At 69.6% G+C, this 11526-nt stretch carries 8 protein-coding genes; 3 read left to right on the forward strand and 5 right to left on the reverse strand.

The window, feature by feature from the left end; all coding sequences use genetic code 11:
- The first annotated feature begins 215 nt into the window (after positions 1-215).
- Positions 216-1505, forward strand: coding sequence for a phosphoribosylamine--glycine ligase (gene purD / locus VG502_RS19085; protein ID WP_325551714.1), 1290 nt, complete (start codon positions 216-218; stop codon positions 1503-1505).
- Positions 1506-1570: 65 nt separating this feature from the next.
- Here purD and VG502_RS19090 read toward each other — a convergent pair whose 3' ends face one another.
- Entirely contained in the window at positions 1571-1777 is a 207-nt protein-coding gene (locus VG502_RS19090; protein ID WP_325551716.1) for a CsbD family protein, read from the reverse strand.
- A gap of 109 nt (positions 1778-1886) precedes the next feature.
- Here VG502_RS19090 and VG502_RS19095 point away from each other — a divergent pair, with 109 nt between their 5' ends.
- Complete coding sequence (locus tag VG502_RS19095; RefSeq protein WP_325551718.1) at positions 1887-2780, forward strand: phosphoribosylaminoimidazolesuccinocarboxamide synthase; 894 nt, start codon at positions 1887-1889, stop codon at positions 2778-2780.
- Between the two features lie 133 nt (positions 2781-2913).
- Here the strand turns inward: VG502_RS19095 and purL are convergent, their stop codons facing one another.
- Entirely contained in the window at positions 2914-6831 is a 3918-nt protein-coding gene (purL, locus tag VG502_RS19100; protein ID WP_325551719.1) for a phosphoribosylformylglycinamidine synthase, read from the reverse strand.
- 193 nt (positions 6832-7024) lie between these two features.
- Between purL and VG502_RS19105 the strand changes: the two genes are divergently transcribed.
- Positions 7025-8062 (forward strand): LacI family DNA-binding transcriptional regulator, encoded by a 1038-nt coding sequence (locus VG502_RS19105; RefSeq protein ID WP_325551720.1) that lies wholly within the window; start codon positions 7025-7027, stop codon positions 8060-8062.
- Here the strand turns inward: VG502_RS19105 and VG502_RS19110 are convergent.
- From VG502_RS19110 to VG502_RS19120, 3 genes are read right to left on the reverse strand one after another with little or no spacing between them, the layout of a single operon-like run.
- Positions 8036-8743, reverse strand: a complete 708-nt coding sequence (locus tag VG502_RS19110) for a sulfite exporter TauE/SafE family protein (RefSeq protein WP_325551721.1) — start codon at positions 8741-8743, stop codon at positions 8036-8038. The two genes, VG502_RS19105 and VG502_RS19110, sit on opposite strands and share 27 nt — an antisense overlap.
- A complete protein-coding gene (locus VG502_RS19115; protein ID WP_325551722.1) occupies positions 8740-10095 on the reverse strand; it encodes an amidohydrolase family protein in 1356 nt (451 codons plus the stop codon). The genes VG502_RS19110 and VG502_RS19115 overlap by 4 nt, the downstream gene beginning before the upstream one ends.
- Positions 10092-11444: a uracil-xanthine permease family protein gene (locus VG502_RS19120; protein WP_325551723.1), complete on the reverse strand. Its 1353-nt coding sequence runs from the start codon at positions 11442-11444 to the stop codon at positions 10092-10094. Before VG502_RS19120 ends, VG502_RS19115 begins: the two co-directional genes overlap by 4 nt.
- Positions 11445-11526 lie beyond the last annotated feature (82 nt).

The raw sequence follows: 11526 nt of genomic DNA on the forward strand, positions 1-11526 counted from the left end.
AGTTCGCCGCGTGCATGTCATAGTGGGTTCAACGACCTTCGGGTCGTGACGAGCGCGGAAGCGTCGCCGAGTCCCCCTCCGGCTGACCCTGTGTTCGTTGGTGGGTCCTTCCCGGGAGACCTCCCCCCTGACTTTCGGGAAGGGCCCACCGCCATTTCTCCCACACTTCGGCGCCCACCGGGTTCATCCGTCCGGCCACGTTAGGCTCATGGCCCGTGAGAGCCCTTGTCATCGGTTCAGGTGCCCGAGAGCACGCCATCGTTCGCGGACTGTTGGGCGACCCCGACGTCACGCAGGTCGACGCCGCGCCGGGCAATCCGGGCATCGCCGCCATCGCGGAGTGCCACCCGCTGGCCGGCGGCGTCACCGACACCACGGCGATCGTCGAGCTGGCCCGCACCCTCGGCAGCGAGCTCGTCGTGATCGGCCCCGAGGTGCCCCTCGTCGCCGGTGTCGCGGACGCGCTGCGTGAGGCCGGGGTCGCCGTCTTCGGTCCGTCCGCGAAGGCCGCGCAGCTCGAGGGCAGCAAGGCCTTCGCGAAGGAAGTCATGGCTGCGGCGGACGTGCCGACCGCGCGTAGTTATGTGTGCGCGACCCCGGAGGAGGCGACCGCCGCTCTCGAGGCGACCGGCGCTCCGTATGTCGTCAAGGACGACGGCCTCGCCGCCGGCAAGGGTGTCGTCGTGACCGATTCGCTGCAGGACGCGCTCGACCATGCGCGCGGCTGCTTCGCCGCCGGCGGCACCGTTGTCGTCGAGGAGTTCCTCTCCGGTCCGGAGGTGTCCCTCTTCTGCATCACCGATGGCACGACGGTCGTCCCGCTGGAGCCTGCTCAGGACTTCAAGCGCGCCGCAGACGGCGACGAAGGCCCGAACACCGGTGGTATGGGGGCGTATTCGCCGCTTCCGTGGGCACCCGAAGGCTTGGTGAGCGACGTCGTCGCGCGGGTCGCACAACCGACCGTGGATGAGATGCGGCGACGCGGCGCGCCCTTCGTCGGTGTCCTGTATGTCGGGCTGGCGCTGACCGCCGCCGGTCCGCGGGTCATCGAGTTCAACGCCCGCTTCGGTGATCCGGAGACGCAGGTCGTGCTCGCTCGGCTGCGCTCGCCGCTCGGAACGCTGCTGCGCGCCGCCGCCGACGGAAAGCTGGACGAGCTGCCGCCGCTGGCGTGGCAGGACGACGCGGCCGTCACCGTGGTCATCGCCAGTGAGGGCTACCCCGCGTCACCGAGCACCGGTGACCCGATCTCGGGTGTCGAGGGTGTTGACGGTGGCTCGGACGAGGCCTATCTGCTGCACGCCGGGACCGCGCGTGACGACTCGGGTGAGTTGGTGTCGGCCGGTGGACGGGTGCTGTCCGCTGTCGGCGTGGGCGCGGATCTGGCCACGGCTCGTGCCGCGGCATACGACGTGGTCGACCGGGTGCAGCTGCGCGGCTCACATCACCGCACGGACATTGCGCTGGCGGCGGCGGAGGGCCGAGTCACGCTGCCGACGGCATAGCGAAGGCCCCGGACAACAGCGGTAGCTGCCGTTCGGGGCCCTCGCGAGAAGCAGAGCGAAAAAGCTCAGTCGAGCGCGTCCTTGGCGTCGTTCGCGGCGCCCTTCAGGTCGCCGTCCTTGAGGTTCTCACCCGCCTGCTTGAAGTTGGCCGACGACTGGGTGGCTTCTCCCTCGGCCTGCTGGCCCTGGTCGCCCGTCGCCTTGCCCATGGCTTCCTGCGCCTTGCCCTTGGCTTGTTCGGCAAGGTTGCTCAGGTTGTCCTTCAGACCCATGTCGAATCTCCTTCGTGGCTGGTGTGTGGCTTACAGCCCGTCCAACGTACCGCGCGGCGGATCGTCCCCCGAATGCCCGGGTCGTTCCGGTGGCTGGGAGAATCTGCGCATGACCAGCGCCCTTGAGCTGCCCGGATTCACCCACGTCTACTCCGGCAAGGTCCGAGACCTGTATGCCCCGCTCGACGACTCGGGCGCCCCGCGGACCGACCAGGTGCTGCTCGTGGCATCCGACCGCATCTCCGCCTACGACCACGTGTTGTCGACCCCCATCCCCGACAAGGGGAAGGTCCTCACGCAGCTGTCGCTCTGGTGGTTCGAGCAGCTCGAGTCGCTGGTCCCGAACCAGATCGTGTCGACCGATGTCCCGGACGCCGTCGCCGGACGTGCGGTCCTGGTCGAGAAGCTCGACATGGTGCCCGTCGAGTGTGTGGCGCGTGCGTATCTCACCGGCGGTGGACTGTCCGAATACGAAGCGACCGGAACGGTTTCCGGTCTCAAGCTGCCGACGGGTCTGGTCGATGCGTCGCGCATCGAGCCGGCGGTCTTCACACCGTCCACCAAGGCGCCGGCCGGGGAGCACGACCAGCCGATGCCGTTCGAGGACGTCGTCGCCGAGGTCGGTGCCGATCGGGCCGCGGAGCTGCGCGACCTCACCGTGCGGATCCTGGAACGCGGTAACGAGATCGCGGCGCCGCGCGGCATCCTGATCGCCGACACCAAGGTGGAGTTCGGCATCCGCCCCGACGGCACCGTCGTGCTCGCCGACGAGGTGCTCACGCCCGACTCGTCGCGCTTCTGGCCGGCCGCCGGCTGGGAGCCGGGGCACCGGCAGGCGTCATACGACAAGCAGTTCGTGCGTGACTGGCTGACCTCGGCGGCCAGTGGCTGGTCGAAGGAGTCCGGCGAGGAGCCGCCGGCGCTGCCCGACGAGGTCGTCGAGCAGACGCGCGCCAAGTATGTCGAGGCCTACGAGGTGCTGACGGGGCGCACCTTCGCCTGACGGTGTGTCTTCCGGATTGAGCGGCATAGTCCCGCATTGAGCGGCGTACGAAATCGGGCCGATTTCGTACGCCGCTCAATGCGTATGTATGCCGCTCAATGAGAAGGGGTGTGAGGGGAGGCTGCGCGGCTGGCTAGCCGACGTGGGCCCGCGCGTTGCGGAACATCCGCAGCCACGGGCTCGGGTCGCTCGCCGGGGCGTCGGTCCACGACAGCTGGATGTTGCGCTGCACCCGCTCGGGGTGCGGCATCATCGCGGTGAACCGGCCGTCCGGCGTGGTGACCGCGGTCAGGCCGTCGGGTGAGCCGTTCGGGTTGAGTGGGTATGTCGTGGCCGGTGCACCCGTCGCGTCGACGAATCGCATTGCGCGCTCGACGGTTTCGAGGTGGCCGCGCTCCGAGAAGTCGGCCCGGCCCTCGCCGTGGGCGACCGCGATCGGGAGGCGGCTGCCCGCCATACCGGAGAAGAAGATCGAGGGGGAGTCGAGCACCTCGACCTGGCTGAGCCGGGCTTCGTACTGCTCGGACAGATTGCGGGTGAAGCGCGGCCAGGCGTGTGCGCCGGGGATGAGATCGGCGAGCGCGGCGAACATCTGGCAGCCGTTGCAGATGCCCAGGCCGAACGTGTCCGGCCGGCCGAAGAACGCCGCGAACGTCTCGCGCAGGCCGTCGTTGAAGAGCACCGAGCGGGCCCAGCCCTCGCCGGCGCCGAGGGTGTCGCCGTACGAGAAGCCACCGCAGGCGACCAGGCCGGCGACGTCGGTGAGGTCGTGACGACCGGCCTGCAGGTCGGTCATGTGGACGTCGATGGCCTCGAATCCCGCACGGTGGAAGGCGAATGCGGTCTCGACGTGGGAGTTGACGCCCTGCTCGCGCAGGATCGCGACGCGCGGCTTCGCGCCGACGTTGAGGTAGGGGGCCGCGATGTCGTCGGTGGGGTCGAAGGACGGCTGTACGACGAGACCACCGCGCCGGGTGCCGACCTCGGCGTGCTCCTGTTCGGCGCACGTGGGGTTGTCACGCAGCGAGCTGATCCGCCAGGACACGTCGTCCCACGCCTGCGCGAGGTCGACCGTCGGCTCGCTCAGCGCGGCGGCGCCATCGATGGTGACCTCGACGGTGGACGCCACGGTGGGGCGACCGATGAAGTGCGCGAGGTCGGCCAGCCCGGCGTCGCGCAGCGCCGCCTCGACGGCTGCACGCCGGTCGGCCGGCACCTCGAGGACGGCGCCGAGTTCCTCGGCGAAGAGCGCGGCGACCGACGGCACGTCGATGCTGACGCCGCAACCGCCCGCGATCGCCATCTCGGTCACCGTCGCCCACAGGCCGCCGTCGGAGCGGTCGTGGTAGGCGCTGACCAGGTCGTCCCGACGGAGTCGGGCAAGCAGGTCGACCAGGTTGAGGAGGTGTGTGGGATCAACGAGATCGGCTGGTGCGCCGCCGAATTCGTCGCGCACCTGCGCGGCGATGGAGCCGCCGAGGCGCGTGTTGCCGGCGCCGAGGTCGACCAGCAGCAGCTCGGTGTCGGCGTCCGGGTGCAGTTGCGGGGTCAGGGTGCCGCGGACGTCCGGGAGGGACGCGAACGCGGTGACGACCAGTGAGACCGGCGACTGCACCTCGCGGGCCTCGTCGCCGTCGGTCCACCGGGTGCTCATCGACAACGAGTCCTTGCCGACCGGGACACCGATGCCGAGCGCCGGGCACAGCTCCATCGCGACCGCGTGGACGGTGTCGAACAGGGCGGCGTCCTCGCCGTCGCGACCGCAGGCCGCCATCCAGTTGCAGGACAGCTTGACGCCGTCGAGTGCGGCGATCGGGGCGGCGATCAGGTTCGTGATGGCTTCACCGACGGCCATCCGGCCGGAGGCGGGACCGTCCACGGACGCGATCGGCGTGCGCTCGCCCGAGGACATTGCCTGACCGGTGAATCCGACCAGATCCGAAAGGGTTACGGCGACATCGGCGACCGGCACCTGCCACGGTCCGACCATCTGGTCGCGGTGGGTGAGGCCACCGACGGTGCGGTCGGCGATCGTGATGAGGAAGCGCTTGCTGGCGACGGTGGGGTGGCGCAACACGGCATACGCGAGGTCGCGCAGGTCAGTCGAGGCCAGGTCGAGTTCCGGTGTCGATCGCGTGACGCGCTTCGCGTCGCGGACCATCCGCGGGGGCTTGCCGAGCAGCACCTCCATCGGCATCTCGATGGGAACGTCGGTGCTGTCCGATCTCGATACACCTCCCCCGCTTCGCTCCTCCGGCACTCGACCAGCAGTTACGATCAGCTGACCGTTGTCGGCGGCGGTGCCGATGACGGCGAACGGGCACCGCTCGCGAGCGGCGAGCTCGGCGAACTGCTCCAGCGAATCCGGTGCGATCGCAAGCACGTAGCGCTCCTGCGACTCGTTGCACCAGATCTCCTTCGGCGACAGGCCCTTCTCCTCCAACGGGACCGCGCCGAGGTCGAAGCGCGCGCCGAGACCGGCGTCGTCGACGAGCTCGGGGAAGGCGTTGGACAGGCCGCCCGCGCCCACGTCGTGGATGGCGAGGATCGGGTTCGCGTCGCCGAGCGACCAGCAGTGGTTGATGACCTCCTGCGCGCGTCGCTCGATCTCGGGGTTGCCGCGCTGCACGGAGTCGAAATCGAGGTTCGCGGCGTTGTCACCGGATGCCATCGAGGAAGCGGCACCGCCGCCCATGCCGATGCGCATACCCGGGCCGCCGATCTGCACCAGCAGCGATCCGGCTGGGAACAGGACCTTTTCGGTCTGGTCGGCGCTGATCGCACCGAGGCCGCCGGCGCTCATGATCGGCTTGTGGTAGCCGCGGCGCACCCCATCGACGGTCTGCTCGTAGACACGGAAGAAGCCGCCGAGGCCGGGGCGACCGAACTCGTTGTTGAAGGCTGCCGCGCCGATCGGGCCGTCGAGCATGATGTCGAGCGGCGTCGCGAGGTGGTCGGGGGCGCCATACGTCTCGCGCTCCCAGGGCTCGTCGGTGCCCGGCAGGTGCAGGTTGGACACGACGAAGCCGGTCAGGCCGGCCTTCGGCTGGGACCCGCGACCGGTCGCGCCCTCGTCACGGATCTCGCCGCCGGCTCCGGTGGCCGCGCCAGCGAAGGGCGAGATGGCCGTCGGGTGGTTGTGCGTCTCGACCTTCATCAGCACGTGCACGTCGTCGGGGCGTTCGACATACGCGCTGGGTGCGTCGGGCGTCTCCGGCAGCCATCGGGTGATGCGGCCGCCCTGCATGATGGAGGCGTTGTCCTTGTAGGCGACCACGGTGCCGGCGCCGGAGACCTTCTCGGTATGGCGGATCATCCCGAACAAGGAGGTCGTCTGCGGCTCGCCGTCGACGATGTAGTCGGCATTGAAGATCTTGTGCCGGCAGTGCTCGGAGTTGGCCTGCGCGAACATCATCAGCTCGACGTCGGAGGGGTTGCGGCCCAGGCCCTCGAAAGAATCGACGAGGTAGTCGATCTCGTCGTCGGAGAGGGCGAGTCCGAGCTCGAGGTTGGCAGCCTCCAGCGCTGCGCGACCGCCGCCGAGGACGTCGATCCGCTGCATCGGCTCCGTGTCGGGCTCGTCGAAGAGCGCGGCCGCCGCCTCGCGGGACGGCAGGACGCTCTGGGTCATCCGGTCGTGCAGGACATCGACCACGGCGGAGCGTTCGGCATCGGTGAGTTCGCCTGCGCGCACTGCGAATTCGGTCACGCGCTCGACCCGGTGGATGTCCAGCCCGCAGCTGTGCGCGATGTCGGTCGCCTTGGACGCCCATGGCGACAGCGTGCCGAGGCGCGGACTGACGACGAAGATCTCGGTCGCGTCGGCGAGCGGCTCGTCGGCAGGGCCATAGGTGAGCAGCTCACGCACCCGTTGCTCCGCCTGCTGGTCGAGAGCGGAGTCGGTGGCGACGAAGTGCACGAAGCGTGCGCTGACTGCGGAGACCGAGGGTGCGACGGCCTGCAGCCGGGTCAGCAGCGCGGCGGCGCGGAACGGCGACAGCGCGGCTCCGCCGTCAAAAGTGGTCAGCACCTGGCCGTGGGTCGGCGTCATGGGTTGTGAAGGCTCCTTGTGCAGTCAATCAAAAACAGCTGGCCGAGGCGGCCAAGGTTGCTGGTCAGGCGCGCAGCGGCGGTCCAGCAACCTTGGACGTACCGCACCAGGGCGAGGCTTTGAGTGTGACGGGACAAGGGTATCGACCGGCGAGGTGGAGCCTGTTGGCGCGCTCGTCACTTAGTCTGACCGTGTGCGACCCCGTCCCCATGTCCCGCGTGCGACGATCGCGGACGTCGCCCGTGCCGCGGGGGTCTCGGCAACCACGGTGTCGCACGCGCTCAGCGGCTCCGGCCGTGTCAACCAGGTCACTCGCCAGCGCGTGCTGGACGCTGCGACCCGACTCGGCTACCGGCCGAGTCCGCGCGCTCAGGCGTTGCGTCGCGGCAGGTCGCAGGCACTGGCGATCGCGTCGTCGATGGACGTCGCCGTGGCCGGCGGTGCCGCGCACCAGGGCTTCTTCCTCGAGCTGGCCGCCGCTGCCGCCGAGCGGGCCTTCGACCACCGGCAGACGATGGTGCTTCTGCCCCCGATGGGGCCGAGCCTCCCGGACGCCCTGCCGGGGTTGTCCGTCGACGGCGTCATCGTGGTCGAGCCAGCCGAGGGCGACCCCATCATCGACCGATTGCGAGCAGACGCAGTGCCGTTCGTCGCGGTCGGAAGTTTTCCGGGTGCGCGGGACGACGAGCTCGTCATACCGCTGCAGACGGAAGCCGTCGCCACGATCCTCATCGAGCACCTCGTCGGGACCGGCAGCCGCAGGCCCGCGTTGTTGCTCGGCGACCGGGATCGCGTGACCTACCGCGACGCCGAGGCGACCTACCGCCGCATCGCCGAGCGGGAGGGGTGGCAGCCGATCATCCGGACGGTTCCCGAGGCGGACGGTGAGGACGGTGGCTACGCCGCCACCCGGCAACTGCTGCGCGACGACCCGGAGGTCGATGCGGTCGCGGCGTGGGTCGACGCCTTCGCGTCCGGTGCGGTCCGCGCCGCTGCGGAGGCGGGCCGGATTCCTCCCGAACTCACGGTCGTCACCCGGTATGACGGACCGCGCTCGCGGGCCACGCGCCCGCCGATCACCGCGGTCCAGCTGCGCCTGCCGGAAGCCGCTCGCGCCGCAGTGGACCTACTGCTCGCCCGGATAGCCGGCGAACCGGCCGGGCCGGTCTCGTTGCCGGCACCCGAGCTCGTCATACGGGAGTCGTCAGGACAGCATCAGCACGACGCCTGACACGAGCGCGAAGGTCAGGACGAGCAGCCGGAGCCGCTTGCTGTCGATCCGGTGGTGCACCCGCGAACTGAGCAGCAGCCCGATCACGAGCGCCGGGATCAGCCAGGCGGCGTCGAGCACGCTTCGGGCGCTGCCGACGCCGCGCACCAGGAGCAGCCCGACCGAGACGAGCTCGCCGAGGAAGAAGGACGCCGCGACGGTCGACCGCAGTTGCGGCGCGGGGGCGTGCTGGTAGACCAGCGCGAGTGGCGGGCCGCCCACCCCGGTGGCCGTCTCACAGAGCCCCGTGGCCACGCCGGCGCCGAGGAACGCGCCGCGTGACGGGTGGAAGTCCGGGGTGATGAGGCTGACGACAGCTGCGAGCACGGTGGCTGCACCGATCAGCAGGCCGAGCCGCCCCTTCGGCACCACGGTGAGCACGAACAGGCCGAGCGGTGTCGAGGCGACGCGGGCGACAGCGATCCAGCGGAAGCCGTGCCAGTCGACCGCGGAGCGCTCGCGCCAGGTGACGAACGCGTTGAGCGGCAGCATCAGCACCAGAAGGGTGACCGGCAGCATGCCGGGGTTGATGAGACCGGCGATCGGGGCGAAGATCAACGCGAAGCCGATGCCGCTCAGACCTTGGACGAACCCGGCCGCGATCACGGTCACGGAGAGTATGACGAGGGCGGTGATGCTCATCGCTGCCGACGCGCTCGCAGGCCCGCACGGCTCGTGGCCGCGTGCGCGGCCGCGGAGGCCCGCTGCAGGAGGTCCTCCTGATCCGAACCGACCAGGCGTCCGTCGATGATCCGTGGCCGCCCGGCGGTGACGACGGCTCTGAGCTGATCGCGATTGCCGGTCCGCACCAGATCCCAGGCTAGGTCGTGGCTCGGGGTCAGCTCCGGGACGCGCAGGTCGAGGACGAGGAAGTCGGCAGGGGCTCCCGGCCGGATCGTGCCGGCGGTGTCCGCCATACCGATCGCATCGGCTCCGCCACGGGTCGCGGCGTCGAGCCACGCGCGCCCTTCGCCGGCGAACGGGTCACCGACCCGGCCGGCGGAGGCGAACCGGGCGGCGGTCTCCGCGGCGTCCATCAGCCGGAACCCGTCGCCTCGGGTCCCGTCGGTGCCGAGACCCGTGCGGACTCCGAGAGCGAGCATGGTGAGAGCGTCGGCGATGGCGTTTCCCTTCCACGAGCTGGCGACCGGGTTGTAGGACCATGCTGCGCCCCGGTCCCGCAGCAGCATCATCTCCTGCGGTGTCAGCAGGACGGCGTGCGCCGCCAACAGCCACGGCCCGACGGCGGAGACCGCGTCGAGGCGCTCGAGCGGTCGTCTCCCCTCGGCGAGGAGGGATCGTTCGACCGACGCCAGGTGTTCGTTGACGTGCGATTGGAGCACCGCCCCGGACTCCTCGCAGAGTCGGGCCAGCCGGTGCAACGTCTTATCGGTGGCCATCTCGGGGACGGCCACGGCGAGCGACGGGACGACCCACGGGTCGTGCTCGTAGCGCGACAGGTGCTGCTCCGCGCGCCGAATGACGTCGTCCGCGGATGCAGCGTCGGGTCCGACGTCGTGGCAGATCAGCCCGAGCACCGTCCGCAGCCCACAGCGACGCGCGACGTCGGCGATGAGACCCACGTCGTGCGACGAGCGGGTGCCGGCCTCGGCGACCGCGGTGAAGCCGCCGCGCATCGACTCGAACGCTGCCAGCTCGGCGCTCAGGGTCAGCTCTTCCTCGGTCAGCGACTGCTCCAATGGCAGCCAGACCCGGCGGAATATCTCCGATGGCTCGCCGTAGGCGAAGGTCGAGCCGAAGCTCTGGGTGAGGTGCTGGTGCGCGTCGACGAAACCGGGGATCACCGCGTGTCCGGGCAAGTCGTGTCGTTCATGTTGTCGATGCTGCGGCGGCAGGTCATCCCGCGGACCGACCCACGAGATCGTTTCGCCTTCGATGGCGATTGCGGCGTCATCGACGAATCCCGTTGCCAGCAGCACCTTTTCGGGAAGTATGACGTAGTCGGTGTCGAGGTCTTCGGGATGGCTGATCATGCTGCCTTCTTGAGTGCGGCGGTGGGACTGGCGGCCTCTCGACGTCGTGCGAGCGGTCCGAAGTTGAGGAGTGCGTTGAGAACGACGGCGCTGAACGTGCTCACCGCGACACCGCTCTCCAGCAGGATGCGTGCGTTGTCCGGCAGGACGGCATACGGCGCCGGGAGCAGGATGGGGATCAGGCCGAGGCCGAGCGACACCGCGACGACGAACATCGTGCCGTGGTCCTCCAGGTCGGCCCGGGCGAGCATCTGGATGCCGAGCACGACGACGACGGCGAACACGACCACCGAGGTGCCGCCGACGACGGCGGCCGGCACGACGCTGATCAGACGGGGTATCGGAGCGAGCAGTCCGAAGACGACGAGCATGACTCCGGCCGCCGCGGTCACGTATCGGCTACGCACACCCGTCATCCGCACGATGCCGACGTTCTCACCGCTGGTCACCATCAGCGGCATACCGAAGAAGCCGCCGACGGTCGAGACAACGGCATCGCCGCGGATCGTGCGGGGCGCATCGCGGGCGATGTCGGGCTTCCGCCCGACGGCCTCGGAGTTGATGACGGTCTGGCCCGTGGCCTCGGCCATCGACGCGATGCTGAACAACAGCAGCGGTATGGCGGCGACGACGTCGAATCGCGGTGTGCCGAACGGTAGGAAGGTGGGTGCGTGCATCGCTCCTGACGCGAATGCATCGGGGGAGTGGACGCGTCCCATCGCGCAGGCCACCAGCGTTCCCGCGAAGAGACCGATCATCGGTGCGATGCGCCGCACGACGCCGCGGCCGACCAGGATGGCGGTGACGATGATGCCGATCGTGATCATTCCCAAGGCGATCGAGTGCCCGTCGCCATACCCGGGCTTCTTCGGGTCGCCGAACATCAGCTGCGCACCGACCTTGACCAGGTTGATGCCGACGACGGTGATCATCGTTCCGATCACCAGTGGCGGGAAGAAGCGCAGCAGCTTGGTGAAGAGGGGAAGCACCAGGAAGTAGAAGAGTCCGGTGAGGATGACTGCGCCGGTGGCGGTTCGTCCGCCGTGCGCCTGCGCGATCCCGATGAAGAGGATGACCGGTGCGCCGCCGGGGAGCATCACGAACGGGAGCCGGGCGCCGATCGGCCCGGCTCCGATCGACTGCACGAGCGAGCCGATCCCGGACAGGACGAGCGATGCGGCGAGCAGGTTGAGCGTGACCCGCTGGTTCAGGTCCAGGACTCCGGAAATGAGGTAGACGCTGGAGATCGGGGTCGCGGCCATGACCATCAGGTGCTGCAGGCCGAAGAGCAGGGTCCGGCCGATCGGGCGGTATTCGTCGACGTCCGAGTCACGAGTGCTGTGCAACATGGGGCCTCCAGTGGCCGTTTGCCAAATCGATTTGGCAAATATGCCGTGAGCTGGGCCACACGTCAAGGGGTGTGACAGATCG

It is taken from the genome of Flexivirga sp., assembly GCF_035551235.1.
Classification (GTDB): domain Bacteria; phylum Actinomycetota; class Actinomycetes; order Actinomycetales; family Dermatophilaceae; genus Flexivirga.

What these genes read in the sequence shown, in the direction of transcription:
- VG502_RS19090 (WP_325551716.1), bottom strand. Translation starts at nt 1,777, where the DNA reads ATGGGTCTGAAGGACAACCTGAGCAACCTTGCCGAACAAGCCAAGGGC.
- VG502_RS19095 (WP_325551718.1), top strand. Translation starts at nt 1,887, where the DNA reads ATGACCAGCGCCCTTGAGCTGCCCGGATTCACCCACGTCTACTCCGGC.
- purL (WP_325551719.1), bottom strand. Translation starts at nt 6,831, where the DNA reads ATGACGCCGACCCACGGCCAGGTGCTGACCACTTTTGACGGCGGAGCC.
- VG502_RS19110 (WP_325551721.1), bottom strand. Translation starts at nt 8,743, where the DNA reads ATGAGCATCACCGCCCTCGTCATACTCTCCGTGACCGTGATCGCGGCC.
- VG502_RS19115 (WP_325551722.1), bottom strand. Translation starts at nt 10,095, where the DNA reads ATGATCAGCCATCCCGAAGACCTCGACACCGACTACGTCATACTTCCC.
- VG502_RS19120 (WP_325551723.1), bottom strand. Translation starts at nt 11,444, where the DNA reads ATGTTGCACAGCACTCGTGACTCGGACGTCGACGAATACCGCCCGATC.